General features: G+C 38.3%; 26 protein-coding genes. 1 reads left to right on the forward strand and 25 read right to left on the reverse strand.

All coding sequences use genetic code 11. The features are described from left to right. Positions 1-3: 3 nt before the first annotated feature. From QNH48_RS22145 to spoIIIAA, 15 genes are all read right to left on the reverse strand, one after another. A complete protein-coding gene (locus QNH48_RS22145; RefSeq protein WP_095247163.1) occupies positions 4-237 on the reverse strand; it encodes an exodeoxyribonuclease VII small subunit in 234 nt (77 codons plus the stop codon). Continuing rightward, on the reverse strand, positions 230-1,585 hold the full coding sequence (gene xseA / locus QNH48_RS22150) for an exodeoxyribonuclease VII large subunit (RefSeq protein ID WP_283952041.1): 1,356 nt from the start codon (positions 1,583-1,585) through the stop codon (positions 230-232). Before xseA ends, QNH48_RS22145 begins: the two co-directional genes overlap by 8 nt. Positions 1,586-1,598: 13 nt before the next feature. Beyond that, entirely contained in the window at positions 1,599-2,453 is an 855-nt protein-coding gene (gene folD, locus QNH48_RS22155) for a bifunctional methylenetetrahydrofolate dehydrogenase/methenyltetrahydrofolate cyclohydrolase FolD (RefSeq protein WP_283952042.1), read from the reverse strand. Between the two features lie 30 nt (positions 2,454-2,483). Then, a complete protein-coding gene (nusB, locus tag QNH48_RS22160; protein ID WP_095247160.1) occupies positions 2,484-2,882 on the reverse strand; it encodes a transcription antitermination factor NusB in 399 nt (132 codons plus the stop codon). A 397-nt stretch (positions 2,883-3,279) separates the two neighbouring features. After that, positions 3,280-3,687, reverse strand: a complete 408-nt coding sequence (locus QNH48_RS22165) for an Asp23/Gls24 family envelope stress response protein (RefSeq protein ID WP_095247159.1) — start codon at positions 3,685-3,687, stop codon at positions 3,280-3,282. 17 nt (positions 3,688-3,704) lie between these two features. Further along, complete coding sequence (gene accC / locus QNH48_RS22170; protein WP_133367291.1) at positions 3,705-5,060, reverse strand: acetyl-CoA carboxylase biotin carboxylase subunit; 1,356 nt, start codon at positions 5,058-5,060, stop codon at positions 3,705-3,707. Positions 5,061-5,074: 14 nt separating this feature from the next. Continuing rightward, on the reverse strand, positions 5,075-5,578 hold the full coding sequence (accB, locus tag QNH48_RS22175; RefSeq protein WP_283952043.1) for an acetyl-CoA carboxylase biotin carboxyl carrier protein: 504 nt from the start codon (positions 5,576-5,578) through the stop codon (positions 5,075-5,077). Positions 5,579-5,710: 132 nt separating this feature from the next. Then, a complete protein-coding gene (locus QNH48_RS22180; protein WP_095247156.1) occupies positions 5,711-6,265 on the reverse strand; it encodes a SpoIIIAH-like family protein in 555 nt (184 codons plus the stop codon). Between the two features lie 15 nt (positions 6,266-6,280). After that, positions 6,281-6,931 carry a stage III sporulation protein AG gene (gene spoIIIAG / locus QNH48_RS22185; protein ID WP_095247155.1) on the reverse strand — a complete coding sequence of 217 codons (651 nt, stop codon included), beginning with the start codon at positions 6,929-6,931 and terminating at the stop codon, positions 6,281-6,283. Between the two features lie 4 nt (positions 6,932-6,935). Then, entirely contained in the window at positions 6,936-7,553 is a 618-nt protein-coding gene (gene spoIIIAF, locus QNH48_RS22190) for a stage III sporulation protein AF (RefSeq protein ID WP_283952044.1), read from the reverse strand. An 11-nt stretch (positions 7,554-7,564) separates the two neighbouring features. Then, positions 7,565-8,764 carry a stage III sporulation protein AE gene (spoIIIAE, locus tag QNH48_RS22195; RefSeq protein ID WP_283955850.1) on the reverse strand — a complete coding sequence of 400 codons (1,200 nt, stop codon included), beginning with the start codon at positions 8,762-8,764 and terminating at the stop codon, positions 7,565-7,567. Positions 8,765-8,801: 37 nt separating this feature from the next. Then, a complete protein-coding gene (gene spoIIIAD / locus QNH48_RS22200) occupies positions 8,802-9,191 on the reverse strand; it encodes a stage III sporulation protein AD (protein ID WP_095247152.1) in 390 nt (129 codons plus the stop codon). 16 nt (positions 9,192-9,207) lie between these two features. Next, positions 9,208-9,411, reverse strand: coding sequence for a stage III sporulation protein AC (gene spoIIIAC, locus QNH48_RS22205; RefSeq protein ID WP_007084610.1), 204 nt, complete (start codon positions 9,409-9,411; stop codon positions 9,208-9,210). An 11-nt stretch (positions 9,412-9,422) separates the two neighbouring features. After that, positions 9,423-9,938 carry a stage III sporulation protein SpoIIIAB gene (gene spoIIIAB / locus QNH48_RS22210; RefSeq protein WP_095247151.1) on the reverse strand — a complete coding sequence of 172 codons (516 nt, stop codon included), beginning with the start codon at positions 9,936-9,938 and terminating at the stop codon, positions 9,423-9,425. Continuing rightward, a complete protein-coding gene (gene spoIIIAA / locus QNH48_RS22215; protein ID WP_133367294.1) occupies positions 9,939-10,862 on the reverse strand; it encodes a stage III sporulation protein AA in 924 nt (307 codons plus the stop codon). Positions 10,863-11,003: 141 nt separating this feature from the next. Here spoIIIAA and QNH48_RS22220 point away from each other — a divergent pair, with 141 nt between their 5' ends. Beyond that, positions 11,004-11,678, forward strand: coding sequence for an SIMPL domain-containing protein (locus QNH48_RS22220; RefSeq protein ID WP_283952046.1), 675 nt, complete (start codon positions 11,004-11,006; stop codon positions 11,676-11,678). A 48-nt stretch (positions 11,679-11,726) separates the two neighbouring features. Here the strand turns inward: QNH48_RS22220 and QNH48_RS22225 are convergent, their stop codons facing one another. From QNH48_RS22225 to QNH48_RS22270, 10 genes are read right to left on the reverse strand one after another with little or no spacing between them, the layout of a single operon-like run. Further along, complete coding sequence (locus QNH48_RS22225) at positions 11,727-12,239, reverse strand: TlpA family protein disulfide reductase (RefSeq protein WP_283952047.1); 513 nt, start codon at positions 12,237-12,239, stop codon at positions 11,727-11,729. An 18-nt stretch (positions 12,240-12,257) separates the two neighbouring features. Further along, entirely contained in the window at positions 12,258-12,383 is a 126-nt protein-coding gene (locus QNH48_RS22230) for a CcmD family protein (protein WP_283952048.1), read from the reverse strand. Between the two features lie 12 nt (positions 12,384-12,395). Continuing rightward, positions 12,396-13,157 (reverse strand): cytochrome c biogenesis protein, encoded by a 762-nt coding sequence (locus tag QNH48_RS22235; RefSeq protein WP_283952049.1) that lies wholly within the window; start codon positions 13,155-13,157, stop codon positions 12,396-12,398. Between the two features lie 3 nt (positions 13,158-13,160). Beyond that, on the reverse strand, positions 13,161-13,835 hold the full coding sequence (locus QNH48_RS22240) for a heme exporter protein CcmB (protein WP_251634748.1): 675 nt from the start codon (positions 13,833-13,835) through the stop codon (positions 13,161-13,163). Then, positions 13,835-14,539 carry an ABC transporter ATP-binding protein gene (locus QNH48_RS22245; protein ID WP_283952050.1) on the reverse strand — a complete coding sequence of 235 codons (705 nt, stop codon included), beginning with the start codon at positions 14,537-14,539 and terminating at the stop codon, positions 13,835-13,837. Before QNH48_RS22245 ends, QNH48_RS22240 begins: the two co-directional genes overlap by 1 nt. Positions 14,540-14,562: 23 nt before the next feature. Then, a complete protein-coding gene (locus tag QNH48_RS22250) occupies positions 14,563-15,558 on the reverse strand; it encodes a hypothetical protein (protein ID WP_283952051.1) in 996 nt (331 codons plus the stop codon). Further along, a complete protein-coding gene (locus QNH48_RS22255; protein ID WP_133367300.1) occupies positions 15,555-15,932 on the reverse strand; it encodes a hypothetical protein in 378 nt (125 codons plus the stop codon). The genes QNH48_RS22250 and QNH48_RS22255 overlap by 4 nt, the downstream gene beginning before the upstream one ends. Positions 15,933-15,944: 12 nt before the next feature. After that, positions 15,945-16,448, reverse strand: coding sequence for a cytochrome c-type biogenesis protein (locus QNH48_RS22260; protein ID WP_283952052.1), 504 nt, complete (start codon positions 16,446-16,448; stop codon positions 15,945-15,947). A 1-nt stretch (position 16,449) separates the two neighbouring features. Continuing rightward, entirely contained in the window at positions 16,450-18,432 is a 1,983-nt protein-coding gene (locus tag QNH48_RS22265; RefSeq protein ID WP_283952053.1) for a heme lyase CcmF/NrfE family subunit, read from the reverse strand. 15 nt (positions 18,433-18,447) lie between these two features. Beyond that, complete coding sequence (locus tag QNH48_RS22270) at positions 18,448-18,912, reverse strand: cytochrome c maturation protein CcmE (protein ID WP_095247139.1); 465 nt, start codon at positions 18,910-18,912, stop codon at positions 18,448-18,450. Between the last annotated feature and the right edge of the window lie 9 nt (positions 18,913-18,921).

An 18,921-nucleotide genomic window follows, 5' to 3' on the forward strand; every position in this document is an offset into this window, starting at 1 on the left:
AGCCTATTCCTCCTCTTCGATCGTAAAGTTTTGTTTCCGTCCGTCCTCCGTAATAATCTGTGTTAATTGTTCTTCAACACTTTTAAGCTTATCATGACATAGCTTGGATAGTTCCATCCCTTCTTTATAAAAGATAATTGCTTCTTCTAAAGGGACATCTCCTTCTTCAAGCTTATCCACAATTTGTTCAAGCTTATTCATTGCTTCCTCAAAGGAAATCTTTTGTTCATTACTCACGGTTTTCGCTCTCCTTTATATTCTGTACATTACAGAGAAGGCTGCCATCTGTTAATTGAATTTGAAGTGGTTCGTTCTCTTTAACTTGTTTAATACTTTTTATTAATTCATTATCATTTGAATAGACGAGGCTGTACCCACGTTCCATTATTTTTAACGGACTTAATGCCTGAAGGGTTGAAATAACCCTATCGAATTCTGTTTGTTTCTTTAAGAGAATTTTCTCCATTGCCCGTCCGATATCTTTTTGTGAGCGGTCAAACCTGCCCGCTGCATCGCGTAAAGCTACTCTTGGATGGTTTCGTATCAGACGATTGTGTACTGTTTGATGCTGTGACCTTTTGACGTCTGACAATCGAGAGGCACCGCGAACAAGCAGTTCTGTTAATTTATCTACCTGCTCAAGCTTTTGCTCGTAAAGACGCTGTGGGTACCGAAAAGCATAGGATTTTTGAACTCTGTCTAACCGTTGCTTCTCGTATCGGTATAGGCTATTCATCGACTGGAGCAAACGGGTTTTCCGCTGCAACAGTCTTTCCATTAATTCATCTATATGTGGTACAGCTAACTCAGCAGCAGCAGTCGGCGTTGGAGCACGCATATCAGCAACAAAATCTGCAATTGTAAAATCTGTTTCATGTCCAACAGCAGAAATGATAGGAACTTCAGATTGAAATATAGCCCTAGCAACTAATTCCTCATTAAAAGCCCATAATTCTTCAATTGAACCGCCTCCACGCCCAACTATAAGCACATCAAGGTTATCCAGCTTATTTGCCTTCTCAATAGCTTTAGCGATAGAAGGAGCGGCATTTTCACCTTGTACGAGCGCTGGTAATACGAGAATATTTGCAATCGGATAACGTCTTTTGATCGTTGTGATAATATCTCTTATTGCCGCCCCTGTTGGGGAAGTAATGACGCCTACCGTCTTCGGATAACTCGGAATTGACTTCTTACGTTCTAACGAGAATAAGCCTTCCGCTTCGAGTCTTTTTCTTAACTGTTCATAAGCTAAAAATAACTCGCCAATTCCATCCGGCTGCATTTCTTTTATATATATTTGATATTGACCACTTGGTTCATAGACAGAAATATCTCCTTTTACAACCACTTTCATGCCGTTTTCTGGCGAAAACTTCATTGTCCGTGATTGGCTGGAGAACATAACTGCAAGAATGCGTGCTTTTTCATCCTTTAAGGTAAAATACATATGCCCGCTCGAATGCTGTTTAAAGTTTGATATTTCACCTCTTACATGGACATCCTGCAAATGGGGATCAGCATCAAACTTTCTTTTTATGTATTTTGTTAATGCCAATACAGATAAATACTTTTTTTCCTGCATTACGAACTCCTTTTTAGGACCGCAGCGTATTTTTTGCTGATTTAAGTGTGTTATACATGAGCATCGTAATGGTCATAGGACCTACACCCTTTGGAACTGGAGTAATATAACCGGCTTTTTCGACAACTTCATTAAAGTCAACATCTCCGCAAAGCTTTCCAGCTTCATTTCGGTTTATCCCAACGTCAATAACGACTGCACCTTCTTTTACATGATCGGCTTTAATAAAATTAGCGATACCAACTGCTGCAACGAGTATATCAGCCTGTGATGTTTGAGCCTGTAAATCCTTTGTCCGTGAATGACAGTACGTTACAGTTGCATGCTGATTAAGAAATAACTGACCCACTGGCTTTCCAACAATATTACTTCTCCCTACAACTACTACATGTTTGCCAGCAACAGATATACCAGTCTCCTCTATGAGCACCATGATTCCAAAAGGGGTACATGGTAAGAACGCATCTTGACCGGTCATCATCCTTCCGATATTAATGGGATGGAATCCGTCAACATCTTTTAAAGGTGAAATAGCTTCTATTATTTTAATTTCATCAATATGCTTTGGCAGTGGCAGTTGAACAAGGATACCGTGGATTGCTGTATCTCCATTCAACTCCTCGATTTTCAACAGTAGTTCTTCCTGTGAAACCTCTTCAGGTAACTCAATAAGTACAGAGTGCATGCCAAGTTCTAGACAAGTTTTTTCTTTATTTGTTACATATGTTCTGGATGCATGATTATTCCCTACGAGAATGACAGCAAGTCCTGGTGTTACCCCTTGGTCCTTTAGCTTTTTTACTTCCTCAGCGATTTCTACCTTTTTCTTTGCGGCTATTTCCTTACCATCAATAATTGTTGCAGTCATAATGTTTCCCCTCCAGTAATACCAATCTATTTATTCGCTAATCAGCTGCTGTTTTACTTTTGATAATACACCATTAATAAATCGGCTTGATTGTTCATCTCCGTAGATTTTAGCAATTTCTATTGCTTCATCTAAAATAACATTTTCAGGTGTTTCATTTCTGAAATACTTTAATTCATAAATGGCTAATCTTAATAAGTTTCTGTCTACAGTTGCTAAACGGTCCATCGTCCATTTTTCAAGGTTTACTATGATTAATGGATCAATTTCATTTTTATGTTCAACCACTCCTAACACAAGCTTAGTTAGGTAGTCATCTCCTGACTCCCCTTCTAAAACATGTTCAATTGCAGAAGCTGGCTCTGTATTACTTACATCGATTTGAAAAAGAGCTTGTAGCGCCTTTTCCCTTGCAGTTCTTCTTTTCATTATACCGTTAACTCCTTTAGAGATAATAATTAATTTTTGTCTAATTTCATACAACAAATGCATGATATTGTTTTGTACATAAAAAGATAATAGCATAACTAAAATTGATTCGCACTGTAATACCTTATTTTTACCTAGAAGCAGAATACTAATAACCGTAAAAAAAGAAAAAAACCAAAGGATTTTCTCCTTTGGTTTGGGCTGTTTTTAAATGGTCTGTTGATTTCCGTTCCAGTCACTTCGCTTTCCGCGGGCGGTCCGGGGAGCCTCCTCGGCGCTTTAGCGCCTGCGGGGTCTCCCCTGCCCCGTCCTCCCGCAGGAGTCTTCGTGCCTGGAACGAAAATCAACGAGTTAACTAAATCACTAATTAACTTTAAAACAGCCTTTGTATTATTTATTAAATCTCTTCTTCTACTTCGGGCTCTGGTTTTTGGGTTTCGAATGAGATTCCTACAACGTGTATGTTTACGGCTTCAGCCTCTAGAGCTGTCATGTTGAGTAATGCTTGACGAATGTTATCCTGTATTTTCCCTGCTACAGTTGGGATAGATACCCCAAATTTCATTAAGCAGTATACGTCAACTGTAATTCCTTCTTCTGATAATTCCACCTTAACACCTTTACCGTGGTTTTTCTTCCCGAGCCGTTCAACTACACCTGTTGCAAAGTTTCCACGCATTTGTGCAACTCCCTCGACCTCGGAAGCAGCAATACCTGCAATGACTTCAATGACTTCTGGTGCAATTTCAACTTTACCGTGGCCGCTATTACCTTGATTCATTTCCAGTACATTATACTCGCTCATAAAGTACACCTCCAGATTTAGATAGACTTCATCACATCATGTAACTCAAGAAATTTCGTATTGAACTGTCCCTCTACGAAGTTTTCATGCTCAAGCAATTTTAAATGGAACGGAATGGTAGTGTGAACACCCTCAATCACAAATTCACTTAACGCACGTTTCATTCGTGAGATTGCTTCTTCCCTGCTATTACCATATGTGATGACCTTTGCAATCATAGAATCATAATAAGGTGGAATCGTATAACCAGGGTATGCAGCTGAATCAATTCGTACACCAAAACCGCCAGGTGGCAGGTACATATTTATTTTTCCTGCTGAAGGCATGAAGTTCTTCTCAGGGTTCTCTGCATTGATTCGGCATTCTATTGCCCAGCCTGTAAACGTAACATCCTGTTGCTTTACTGTTAATTTTTCTCCAGAAGCAACTCGAATTTGCTCCTTAATAAGATCAATACCTGTAACCATTTCAGTAACTGGGTGCTCCACCTGTATCCTTGTATTCATTTCCATAAAGTAATATTTACGATTGCGGTAGTCATATATAAATTCTACCGTTCCTGCCCCTGAATAATCAACCGCTTTTGCCGCTTTTACTGCAGCATTTCCCATTTCTTCACGAATTTCTCCATCTAATGCTGGTGAAGGAGACTCTTCTAAAAGTTTTTGCAGCCTCCGTTGAATCGTACAGTCCCTTTCTCCTAAATGGACAGTATTTCCATAGGAATCTGCCAGAACTTGTATTTCAACATGGCGGAAATCCTCAATATACTTTTCTATGTACACTCCAGGATTACCAAAAGCGGTTAGAGCTTCTTGCTGTGTGATATTAATACCCTTAACGAGTTCCTGCTCATTTTTTGCAACACGGATACCTTTACCGCCTCCGCCAGCAGTTGCTTTGATGATTACCGGGTATTGTATTCTTTTTACAAGCTCGAGTGCTTCATCGATATCATTTATTATTCCGGTTGAACCCGGTACAATCGGAACCCCTGCTTCACGCATGGTTTCCCTTGCAATATCTTTCGTACCCATTTTGGTAATTGCTTCAGGACTAGGTCCCACGAAGGTAATATTACATTCACGGCAAAGTTCTGCGAAATCGGCGTTTTCAGCTAGAAAACCATATCCTGGATGGATAGCGTCACAAGCTGTTAATTTTGCTACACTAATTAAATTTGTTACATTTAAGTAACTATCTTTTGATAATGTCGGTCCTATGCAATAGGCTTCGTCTGCAAGCTGTACATGAAGAGCTTCACGGTCTGCCTCGGAGAAAACGGCAACAGATTCAATGCCCATTTCCCTGCAAGCACGAATAATTCTGACAGCTATTTCTCCTCTATTTGCAATTAACAGTTTCTTTATCATCCTGTTATCGCTCCTTATTCCGGCTTTACTAAAAATAATGGCTGCCCATATTCTACTAATTGGCCATTTTTCACTAAAACTTCAACGATTTCACCATTAACTTCAGCTTCAATTTCATTAAATAATTTCATTGCTTCAACAATACATACGATAGAATCCTTCGTAACAACTGAACCTGCTTTTACATATGAATCTGCTTCCGGTGTTGGTGAGCCATAAAAAGTCCCTACCATAGGGGAAGTGATTTTGTGTAAATTTGATGTATCAGCTGGAGTCGCTGCACTATTGTTTGCTGCTTCCTGCTGTTCTACTTGCACAGGTGCTACGGAAACTGCAGCTGGTTGAGTTACAGGGACAACCTCAACTGATGCTTGTGGTAATGATTGTACAGCAGTTACTGTTGTTCCAGTATTCTTTTTCATTTTTATTTTGGAACCTTCATTTTCATAAACGAATTCATCAATACTGGACTGGTCAACTAATTTTATTAATTCACGAATTTCTTGTACTTTTAACAATCTGAACACTCCCTGTCCTACAAAAATTAAGACTAACTACTAATACTATACGCTAATTCCTTGTTGAAGTTCAATATTCTTCTTATCAATCCTCAAAAAAAGGAAAGCCGCCGGCTTTCCTTTTTGTTTGGTTTATTTAGTTGGCTGGAATTCTACCGCTACAAAATTAGTTTCACCAATTTCTTTCTTAACCATTTGAATAATCGCATTTGCTTCTGATTTAGAAGACTCTTTCTTAGACTTCACAATAATTTTAACCGTTGTACCATCTGCTCTCACTAATGCGTCTTCATAATCCATGGCTTTAATTAATGTTTCAAGCATTTCTTCTTTTTTTGCAATTTCAGATAGCTTTTGCATTTGGTCAACCGCCTCACTTCTTTCATCAGCAGGCAGATCAGTTGTTGCTACCACGGTGTTTAAATGTTCTTTTAATTCACTGCGCTCATCTTGAAGTTGCAAACGAAGTGCTTCAAATTCTTCGTCACCTGCAACTTGTGAAATAATGGTATCGGCATCCTTGGCTTCAGTATCTGTTTTTGTTTCTTTTTGGTCAGCTTTTTCCTCCTGCTTTACTGCTGCAAGTTCGTTGCTTTTTTGTTCAGGAGAGGTAATGTAATAAACGGATAATACAACCACCAAACTTAACATTGTTAATAACCAAACTGTTTGTTTTTTCAATAGCATTCGTAAATCCCCCTTTTATTTTTTAGGCATAACGGCAACGCGATGACTAGGTACGTCAAGCGCTCTTGTTACTGCCTCAATAATCCATTTTTTCACTTGAATATTTTCTGCACCTTTAGCAACTACTAGCACTCCACGAATGGCTGGTTTTTGATATTCAACCACGATTGGTACCTCTTTCTCGCCTTCACGAATAATGACTAATTGCTCATCGGTGGAGGTATCCTGTACTTTCCGCTCTCCACCCTCGTTGTCTTTTTCCTCTGTTGTCTGAGATTTTGTTACTGTGTTTTTCTCAAGCACCTTCTTGTCAGTTGAATCAATATTCACCACTACCATTACATCGTCTACACCCAGCATTTCTTCCAGTGCATTCTTAAGCTGTTTCTCATATTCTTCTTCGTAACCAGAAATTGTTTTATTATTTGAATCTTTCTTTAGGCTAAAAGCCTCAACCTCTGACGTTTCTGCCTGGCTCGTGGTTACTGCCTTACTGTCAAGAGGCGCTGATTTATCCGAGAATAGTACATTACCAACAATCATGAAGGCAGCACCGATACATAGTACCAGAATCATATATTGATATTTCCCAGACTTTTTATCAGAAGTTTCACCCTTTGAGACTAGGTTTTTAAGCCATGAAAATGGTCCCTTATTATTTTCCATTCTGCTATTTCATCCCCCCTTCAACCGAGACTTCAATTACTTTTTCGGTTACATTCCATTGTTGCGAAAGAAATGCGGCGACTTTTTCTGATTCCTCTGTTTGATCTTTAGATGGAAGAGGCGTTTCTGTATCAATGCTTACTGGTTGAACGGCTTCGACAGTGGTATCTTTTGTTTCAGGCTGCTTTAAGCGAACTGTAACCATTTCGAGGTTTTCAGGGAATGATTCTTGACTATCATCCTTGGTTGTTAGTTCTATTTTTGAGATTTCCAAACCAAATTGTTCCATCAACTCCTCTTCTACTCCCTTTTCAAGCTGGACAGCCATTGTTTCTAAAATATATGCATGATTGGAGGCTTGTATTTCTTTTTTCTGCAATTCTATTAAATTTTCCATATTTTTTTCGCCTGGACCCTGGAAAGAGGGAATCTGAGCCATTGCTGTTTCAAAATCCTTAGAGATTAACTTAAAAATAGGTGTAAGAATTATGGCTATTAGCAGAAGCCCTGTAACCATTTTTGTATATTTTTGCATACTTGTATTTGGAAGCAGCATATCAATAACGGTTGCCAAGAGGATAAAAAGAATAATATTCGTTACCCATTCTATTAAAAATTCCATAACATTCTCCCCTATCTCATCATCATCGTTAGATTCCCTGCTGCAACAATAACGGTAATACTTAAAAAGAACATGAGAGAGACGATACCTAATGCAGCAAAAACATATATAACGCTTTTGCTAATAATATCTAAACATTTAATAACGGGTCCCCCGCCTAATGGCTGTAAAATAGCAGCAGCAAATTTATAAATAAAAGCGATCATTAAGATTTTAATAGCCGGGAAAGCAACAATGATGAGTAGGATGCCGACACCCGCTATTCCAACAGAATTCTTCAACAATCCTGAGGCACTCACTACTGTGTCCGCCGCATCAGTAAAGATTCTGCCAATGACAGGAATAAAGTTACCTGTCACAAATTTTGCCGTACGAATGGCCACTCCATCTGTTATTGCTGTGGATGCACCCTGTACGGAAATGACCCCAAGAAAAACAGTTAAGAAAAGCCCCATTAAGCCAATACTCCAGTTTCTTAGCAGCTGCGCAAGCTGCGTCACCTTATACTGGTCGGACATTGTACTTACGATACTCAAAAGAGTAGCTAAAAAAAGAAGTGGAAGAATGACATATTGCATGAACATCCCACTGATATTCATTAAAAACAAAATAACAGGATGGAAGAAAGCTGCTGAGATGATTCCGCCCGATGAAGCAATCAAGGCTAACAAGAGCGGTATTAGCGCAAGCACAAAGGAAATCATGCTTCCAATCGCCTCATTGGTATACTCTATGACGATATGAAAACTATTAAGGGCAATAATTACTAGGACCATATAGACAATGGAGTAGGCAACTTTACTAATCGTGCTGCTTTCAAACGCATTTTGCATAGATTGGAGAAACATACTGAATATGGTAAGAAGAATCAAAGAACCAAGTAATTTTCCATTTACAACAAATTCATGAAATAGGAATTTTAGAACTCCTTGTGTCCAATCCTTGAAGGAGAACTTCTTATCTCCTTTTACAAAATCATACAAACTGCCTTTCTGGCTTTCTGGGAGGAAGCCGCCGTATTCACTTTGAATATCCTCCCAATATTGTTTAAGCTCTGTTAAGTCCATGGTTTTAAGCTGTGCATCTACTAATTCTTGTGGAGAGAGAGGTGTCGAGGCATCTTTTTCTACTTCGTTAGCTTGTACACTTGTTGAGGTAAATAAAAATAATAATAGAATCATAATGGGAATAATCTGCAGCTTTTGCTTCATCATTTTTCACCTCTAATTTTCAAAGAAAATGACCCTTCTAGCTTGGAATCAACTTGATTATGGTTTCGATCATGACCGTTAAAATTGGGATTGCCATCGCAAGAATTAACACCTTTCCAGCAAGTTCGATTTTTGAAGCTACTGCACCCTGACCTGCGTCCTTTGTAATTTGAGAGGCAAACTCCGCAATATAGGCAATTCCAATAATCTTAAGTATGGTCTCTACGTAAACTAAATTCACATTTGCATTCACTGCCAGCTTTTCAAGCATATGGATAATTTCATAGATTTTATCGACTAAAAACAGGAAAATGCTGCAGCCAACAAATACGATTAACAGAAAGGCGAAATTAGGTTTTTGCTCTTTTATTATTAAGGCAAGGAAGGTTGCGACAAGAGCCACTCCAACTATTTTAATAATCTCAATGGCAAAGCCCTCCTTTCTATTGAAACAAGAAGACAGATTTTATTTTCTGGAAGAGATCATCTACAATTGAAGCAACTTGAAACAAAATGTAAATAAAGCCGAATAAAGTAACCCACTGGGCATATTCCTTTTTCCCAACCTGATCAAGAACTGTATGCAAGAATGCAACGACTATTCCCACACCGGCAATTTTAAAAATAATATCCACTTCTAAGCCCATTGCTTTTCCCCCTAAATTAATAAAATAATCAGTAATAATCCTGAAAAGAAACCTAAACTCTTCACCATCTTTTCGTATTTCGCTTGGCTTTCAACTGCGTCCGCTTCTTCTCTTTCGAGATGGGAAAGAGTTAGCATAATATGTTTTTGCTGGGAAAAGCGATCATGCCGACCTAGGGTTTCCCCAAATTGTTTCATAATCTCAAATTCACCTTGTTTAAAAGCTGTCTGTTTCCAAACCTCCTTCAAGCTGTCTTCCCAGGCATCCTTGACTGTGGTTTCAGTATCTGTGAGTTTCTTTGCAAACCCTTCAAAGAAGGATGATAATGGCTTTGATAATTGCGCTGCCAATCTCCTTGCAGCCTCATGCAAAGGTGTATGACCATACATGATTTCAGCTTCAAGTGATTGAAGCGCAGATCTTAATTGTCTAAGCTGTCTGGGACGTTCGCTTAAATGTTTGGCAACTTCAAATCCTGTCCAAGTAGTAGCAAGAATAATAAAAATGGCGCCAATTATTTTAACCATTTACGTCACTCTCACTTTTTGACTGAGTTCTTTTCCATTACCGTCTAAAATATGTGTAATCGTTCCCGGTCCGTGAGCCCTGCTTAGGACAATAAATCGCTGGAAAATGTTTTGGTCTATAATAGACTTTAGTGACGGTCTATTTTTCGCTTCTTCCAGGCTTGTGCCATGAGTGGTCATGATTAATTTTATGCCTGCATGAACAGCTTCTTGAATTGCTTCCGCGTCCTCCATTCGACCAATCTCATCTACAACCAACACGTCGGGACTCATTGAACGAATCATCATCATCATCCCCTCAGCTTTTGGGCAGGCGTCAAGCACGTCTAACCGGTGCCCAAACGTCATTTGAGGAATTCCATGTACACAACCTGCTATTTCCGAGCGTTCATCAACAATTCCTACCTTATATGCGTGTACCCCTTTTTCTTGGTTTCCAGATGAAATAATTCTAGCAATATCCCGTAACAATGTTGTTTTTCCGGTTTGTGGCGGACCAACAATCATCGTATGCATCCATGAATGATTGAAAATAAAAGGGATAATCTTCTCTGCGATACCAATCTTTTCCTTGGCAATCCGAATGTTAAAAGAAGCAATATCCCTTATCGCTTTTACCTTTCCTTCTTCAAGGATGACCTTTCCTGCAAGTCCAATTCTATGGCCGCCTGAAACCGTTATATACCCCCGTTTTAACTCTTCCTCAAGTGTATAAATTGAGAATTGGCTGATTTTATTCAATAAGTTGAAAGCATCCTCTTGCCGAATAATGTACGATAGAAACATTGGAGCTCCTTTCATCGTAATTTCTATTGGGCGGTCGATGCGAATTCTGATTTCTTCCAATTCATCTTTTTGACTAGGAGGGATTTTACTGATTTGGTCTGCAATGTTTTTTGGTAAGAATTTTAGGATTGTTTCCACATATCTTCCTCCTTGCGAGTTGCTTGTCTCATTATTTAAAATGTATGCCTTTCGATGCGCAATATGACTAGATTGCTAGGAATACTTCATAAAGTAAAACGTAATTTATGTAGTATGGAATATAATTGAGGGGGAAAATTCATGTACATTCAGAACCCTGGGGACCGGAATACACTATCTCTAAGGAACAACCTAATAAAAGTGCAGGGTGAAGGAGAAATTGCCGTACAGCCAGATACAGCCACCGTTAATTTAGGTGTAATAACTGAAAGCAAAGAACTCATTAGTGCACAGCAGCAAAATTCAATTGTTGGGAACAAGGTGATTGATTCTCTCATTGCTTTAGGTATTGATAGAAATCAAATTCAAACGTTTGATTATCGAATTGAACCCAACTATGACTATGATCAAGGAAAACAAATATTTCGAGGATATAAAGTAACACATATCTTAGAGGTAAAAATCGATGATTTATCTATTATAGGAAAAGTAGTAGATACTGCGGTTCAGAACGGAGCAAACCATGTTGCTAATGTTCAATTTACAACGAGATACAAGGATTCTTATTACCAACAAGCACTTGTCATGGCATTAAACAATGCAAGCAGCAAAGCAAAAACCATAGCCAATACCTTAAGAGTAACACTCAATCCCACGCCCATTCTGGTGACAGAAGGCACAGACGTGATTCAGCCCTTTGAGAGCCAACACATTGCGTTTGCAAAAGGAGTCAGTTCAACACAAATTCTACCGGGACAGCTTCTAATTAAAGCAAGTGTATCAGCTGATTATAAATATCATCCTATTAGTGGATAAAAAAAGGATTGAATCACTGTAAAGTGGTTCAATCCTTTTTTAAAACTATTATTGATCGTACTTCTTTACCATTCCATATAATTGGGCTGATGTAACCGGACCATTGTAATGCTCTCTTATTACTCCTTGTCTATCGATGACAAACGTTTCTGGCTGCCCTGTAACATTATACTTTTTTGCAATTTTGGAATTGTAATCAAATACATAGACGGCAGGCGTGTTATATTTTTCGAGGAACTTTTTCACTCGGTCCATTGTTTCGCCCTTGTTAATCATAATTAATCGGTATTGATCGCCGTAGTCCTTTGCAAATGCCTCAAGTTCAGGAGCTTCATCCACACATGGTTTACACCAAGATGCAAAATAATTTAAGATGATTATTTCGCCTTTGTAATCAGAGAGCTTCGTATTGGTTCCATCTAAATTTGGTAATTCGAAATTATAGGCTTGGTCACCGACATCGGTATTGTCACCTTTACTAGCCAAACTATACCCAAAAAAGCCAAACATTCCAATTAATAGAAACAATACGAGTAAGTTTATGACTCGTCTGCTCATCATGCTTCCTCCTAACAACCCCTATTTATCTAGTTGTTTTAAAAACTCAATATCTTTTTTCAGGCTGCTATGACGCTTTGCAATGAGAAGCATATAACCAAAAATAACTAACCAAACAACTGAATAGGCTCCATACATGAATTCCATAATAAATTCCTCCTAGTTTTCAAGTCTTTCACGTAATTTTTCTTTGTACTGGTCAACTTTAACTTTCATATTTTCAAAGGATACACCCTTATGAAGAAGGTAGGCATAAAGGAAAGTAAAGGCCGTAATCGTTACCAATAAAGCAACGAGCATACTAGGTGCTATTCCACCGCCTTGTTGTGATGGACCATCTCCAAATACGATTGGATGGAATTTAGATTGCCACCAGCGAATCGCAAAGAAAACGATGGGAACATCCGCAAATCCGATAATTCCAAATACTGCAGCTAATCTAGCTTTCTTATCCCAAACACCATCCATCTGTCGAACCATTAAATATGCTACAAAAAGGAAGAAAAGGATTAGTGTAGTTGTTAGGCGTGGCTCCCAAGCCCACCATGTATTCCATGAAGACTTTGCCCAAATAGGACCTGTCGTTAATACAATGATTGTAAATACAACACCAATTTCAGCAGATACATAGGCGTATGTATCATAAATTCGTTTGCGTTTTATTAGAAATAAAATACTGAAGACAAATGTTACAAAGAAAGCTAAAAATGCTACCCATGCTGATGGAACATGCATATAAAATATCTTTTGTACGGCTCCCATTGTCTTTTCTATTTCTGCATAAAGGAAAATAAAGTAGAATGCCGCCAACATGGTAGCTACCATACCGCCATATAATATTTTGGTAAGCAGCGAACTTTTTATAGGTGCCAAATCTGTCACCTCTAGTGGCGCCTTTTCTCTTTCAAGATTCATACTCATCTATTAAACCTCCAGAACGTACTCAATTAGTAAAAAGCATAGTACAAAGAAAATTACATCATAGGCGGCGACCAATTGCAGCCAAGCAATAGCACTTGGTAATTTCTCCATATTAGTAAGAATGATTTTTGTTGCTTGGGTAACACCGATTAATACCGGGCTTGTCATTGGGAAGAGCAAAAGCGGTAATAACATCTCACTGCTCTTGGAATTGGAAGCTAATGCAGCCAAGAAAGTTCCAATTGCAATGAATCCAAAACTCCCAACAAACAACACTAAGATAAAATATAAAATACTGCCATTCACTTTAAAATCAAATAATAAAAATAGGAAGGGAACCGCGACAATTTCTACAATTAATATCATCGAGAAGTTTGCCATGAATTTGCCTAAATAAATACTAGAGGCTTCCATTGGTGCAACCAATAAACCATGCATAGTATCATTTCGCTGCTCAGAAACTAACGAGCGATTAAGGCCTAAAATTCCCGAAAATACAATGATTATCCAGACAGCACCTGGAATCACTGCTTTTGTCGTATTGTTTGCTGGATCAAAAGCAAAGCTTAGGACTAAGATGACTAGCCCAGCAAATATAATCATCGTACCCAAAACTTGTTTTGTTCTGAGTTCAGAATAGATATCTTTTTTTGCAATTGTGAGGGCTGCTCTAAACATTATGATACTCCCTCCACTAACACCTGGTATTTTTCAGAAACTAAACCTAATGATTTATTATTGATGCTAAAATCATCAGCTATCTTTCCGTTCTTCACAATAATAATTCGATCACAGATTTCAGCTGCTTGTTTGAAATCGTGAGTAACCATTAATGTGGTACATCCCTTTTCTTTCATGGAAAGAATAACATTATTTAGAATCGTAATCGCACCTTGATCCAATCCTGTATGAGGTTCGTCTAGAAGCATGATTTTCGGCTCATGGATAATGGCCCTTGCTATCGCAATCCTTTGGATCATTCCACGCGAGAAATTCTTTACTGGTTCATTAATGAAGAATGACAAGCCTACCTCTTTTACCAATTGTCTTGCTCTATTTTCAACATCCTTGACACCATATAACTCGCCAAAAAACAGTAAATTTTCTAGTGGTGTGTAATGATCGTAAAGCAAGCTGGAATGCGGTAAATATCCAAACAGTTTTTTCACTTCTATATGATCCTTTTTAAGATCCAATCCGTTAATTTTCACAAGGCCTGAAGTAGGCTTTATTAATGTTGCCAGCACTTTTAAAAGTGTACTTTTTCCCGCTCCATTTGGACCAAGAATAGCAACTGTTTCACCTTGTTTGACGGATAGGTCAACACCTCGAAGAATTAACTTATTGTCGGCTTGCTTTGTAAGCTTCTTTATTTCAATCATCAAGTATCCCTCGCATTCCGACGTTACTCTACAAATTGGCGTAAATTCATCTTAACTTGTACTAAATGCTGCTTATATGCAGAAAGTTTGGCTTGATAATCCTCTTCTGTCATATTTCCATCATCGAAATTTTCTTCTAATTCAAGGATTTTATCCATAATTGCTTTTTGCTTAGCCATTAAATTCTTAAATGCATTTTCTTCCGTGTCAGCACCAAGTCTCTTCTCTTCTGCTCTTGCCTTCATTCTAAAGTAAGCAAAATAGGAGAGCGCTGCGATAATAATGGCAGCCATTACAATTAAGAAAACATGTGGATCCCAACTTCTCAGCGGAGATTGTGACCACATACGAAGATGACCAGGGTTATGGAAGGCCGGTGCTGTTTTTGTTACATTCCCACTAGTTTCACTGACACCTTGTTCTGTAGAACCTTGGGCTTCACTTGTTGATGGCTGTTTATCTTTGTCATAAATCATTGTAAAGGCTTGTTTTGCTTGGATGCCTTCAACACTGTATCCCTGATAATTTTGATCATCCATCTTGAATAGCCCTTGATTGGTGGCAGTAATGTTCTTAAATTCAATACTACCCATTCCCTCAGGAACAAGAATTTGCACCATTTGAACAGGATAGTTGAAGCTTAGGTTAATTTCCTCACCCTTTGAGATTCTGTAGCTATATGGCAAAACAACGGTCTGATTGGCTGGGATAGGATCTGTTGTGATGAAGCCTGTATCAACCTGTTTTTGAGCAATTTTGTTATCTAAAAAGGTAAATCCTGTTGCTCCTGTCGGAATAGTGACATTTAGTACTGCTTCATCCTTGCCGTCACCTTTAATTTCCTCTGCTGAAGTATTGGTATAGTTCACCATATTCATCATATTAGTTGACCCATCTTCTGCAGGGCTGACGACTAGGTAGTGCATATCAACGGATATCGCTGATTCCCCTGCCGCCATTCCATTTAATGGAATGATCAGCAGCAGTCCGAGGAGGAAAACGGTGACTTTCTTAATCACTTTCCTCCCCCCTTATTATTCTTATGACTCTTCATTGTCTCTTCAATTTCACTTTCTATTTCAGCCATTAAATCCTTGTCAACTGATTGAGATGTTATTTGCTCTTCTTCTTCCTTCATAATGCTGACAACTTGGGATTCATATTGCTTCTTTAGATTTTTGTAATCTACGTGGGAAATTTTATCCATCTTATATTCAAACTCTAGTTCATTCAGTGTGGATAAAAGCACTTCTTTATTGGAAGCAGAATCCTGACCCTTATTCGCAAAACTTAAATATGAATTCCATGAAAAGAAGGGTGCAAGAACAAGTAATAAACAAATGAGCACAAGAGCTGCGGTAAATATCATTGTAATGATCGAGATTTCTTGCATTATGTTCACATCCTAAAGATACTTTTTGCGTTCTTCTTCAATCATAGATGAGAGAATTTCTTCTTCCACCTCATCCTTTTCGATTTCATTGTCCAGGGTTAATTCATCCGTTCCTTTTTTCTTCACCCATTTACGAATGATGAAGTATACTGCCACACCTGCTATAGCCAAAGCCGCAAAAGGCATTATCCAAGCAACTAAACTGAACCCGCTTTTTTCTGGGGCAGTTAAAATTTCTTCACCGTAAATATTGACATAGTATTCACGAATCTTGTCTTTATCCCAGCCCTTATTCATCATTCCAACGATGTCTTCCTTAAACCCAATTGTAAGATTACAAGTCTTAGGATCGCATTCAAAATGGTCTTGACCACAGCCGCAGGTACACATGAATTGAGACGCAGCTGCTTCGAATTCCTTAGATTTGTAATCGAACTCTTTTGCCTCTACTTGAAAAATCGATGCCTGAAAAATAAAGGCTATTAGAAGGAGTCCAATATAAATTTTATTTTTCACATTAAGACACCTCTTTGCGTACTCCCGTGTATCTTGGAGTAATATTTTGATATTTTCCATTCCACACTGCAAACAGTGATCCGATAACAATCATAAAGGATCCAATCCATAGCCAAGCAATCATTGGATTAACTTTTACAATAAAGGTTGCTTTTCCATCATCTTCCCAATCACTTAATACAACGTATAAATCCTCTTTTAAGGATGTGATTAGTCCAACTTCTGATGATGGCTGGTCCCAGTTGCCATAGAATACTTTTTCAGGCTGGATATTTCCAATACGTTTACCGTTTTTGAAAACTGTCATTTCCGCATAAACGATATCATTAATACCTTCCTTTTTTTGATCAAGACGCTCGTAATTAATACGGTAATCCTTCAATTCAATGGAATCCCCTAAGTTTACTGTTTTCATAGTTTGTACATCATAGTTTTGCGAACCGATAATACCCATTGCGATAAACGCTATACCAATATGGACAATGTAACCCCCATAGCGCCTGCGGTTTTTTGTCATCAAGCGATAAAGTGAAAGATAAACTTTTTCACTTGTCATTTTCCTTCTTGCTTTAACTCCACGATAAAACTCAAGGAAGTGAGTAATGAAGAGAAGAACAATAACTCCAAAGCCAATAACTGCCCAAGCTTTTTGTATTCCAAGTACAACCATTAAAGCCATTGCTGCAACGGCAAGAATTGCTGGAATAAGGAAGTTTTTCTTTAAGTTTTTTAATGATGACCTTTGCCATGCAAGTAATGGACATACCGCCATTAAAAACATCATAGATAATAGAATTGGAGCTTGAACGGTATTAAAGAATGGCATCCCTACTGTAACCTTTGTACCGCGTACAGCTTCTGATACTAATGGGAATACTGTTCCCCAGAACACACCAAACGCCGCTCCCACCAACAATAGGTTATTAATTAAGAAACTGCTTTCTTTTGAAATATAGGAATTGAACTCACCTGCACTACGTTTAAGCAGATTGTACCGGCTCATTAAGACATACAATGCCCCAATAACCATTACACCCATAAAGATTAGGAAGTATAATCCTAGATTTGAGTTGGCAAATGCGTGAACCGATGTAAGAACACCACTTCGTACAAGGAATGTTCCAAATAATGTTAATGCATAAGAAGTAATGATTAAGCTTATGTTCCAAATCTTTAACATGTTTTTCCGTTCTTGAATCATAACTGAGTGTAAGAACGCAGTTGCTGTTAACCATGGCATGAAGGATGCATTTTCAACTGGATCCCATGCCCAGTAACCGCCCCAGCCAAGCTCGATATAAGCCCACTGGCCGCCAAATATATTACCTAGACTTAAAAACAACCAAGCAATAATAGTCCAGCGTCTAGTCATTTTAATCCAGAAGTCATCCACGTTTTTCAATAAAAGTGCTGCCATTGCAAAGGCAAATGGTATGGCGAGACCTACATAACCAAGGTAAAGTGTAACAGGATGGATAATCATTCCCGGGTTTTGCAGCATTGGGTTTAAACCATGACCTTCAATCGGAATTTGATCCAACAGTATAAATGGTTTTGCAACAAATCCAAGGATTAAAAAGAAGAATACGATATTTCCTAATAGAATGGCGGAAATATACGGAACCATTGGATTTCCTCTCATTTTGCGCGAGAAGGAAATCATTACAGTGTAAAGAACTAGGAAGAAAGTCCATAATAGCAATGAGCCTGAATTCCCCGCCCAGAGTGCTGTGAGTTTGTAAATAATCGGAAGCTCACTGCTAGTGTAATCAGTAACATATTCATATTGAAATTGTGATGTAGCTAGCAAATAAAATAAGGACAGCATTGCCATAGAGGCGCAAACTAGGATAGCGATTACTCCACCCTTACCGCTATTAATTAATTTTTGATTTTTAGTGCTAATCCCCAGCGTGATGATGAGGAGTGAATAGATTGCAAGCGCTAGGCCTACATAAATTGTTGCATTAGCAAATAAGTACATATCGTCACCTTCTTATTATTTTGCCGTTTCTGGTTCTGTTGGTGGCTGATCTAATAACTTTTTATGCGCTTCTGGATCATAGTTTTCAACATCTTCACCCTCATATTTAGAAGGACATCTTGTTTTAACTGTTTCAGCGACAAATGTATTTTTCTTAGTAGGTGCGCCTTGGAGAATAACAATGACACCTTTAGAGAAGTTATCTGGCCTTGTGCCGTTATGGATAACATGCATTAGGTTTCCTTCGTTATCTTCTAAATCAAACTTCAATTCGATTTTATCTGGGTTCCATTTAATAGATTCTTCGATTAAAAGACCTTCTACCGTTACAAAATCATCTTTATGTTTTTCTTGGTTAGCCAAAAGCTCTTTCATCGTTAATTCGATGCCGCTTGATCCTGGTGTAGCTGCCATAAGTAAGAAAACGATTGCCCCTGCGATAATAAATCCACCTAGCATAACGATTGTGTTCTTTTTCACACCCATTCA

This window comes from Neobacillus sp. YX16 (assembly GCF_030123505.1).
In the GTDB taxonomy this organism is placed as follows: Bacteria; Bacillota; Bacilli; order Bacillales; family Cytobacillaceae; genus Neobacillus.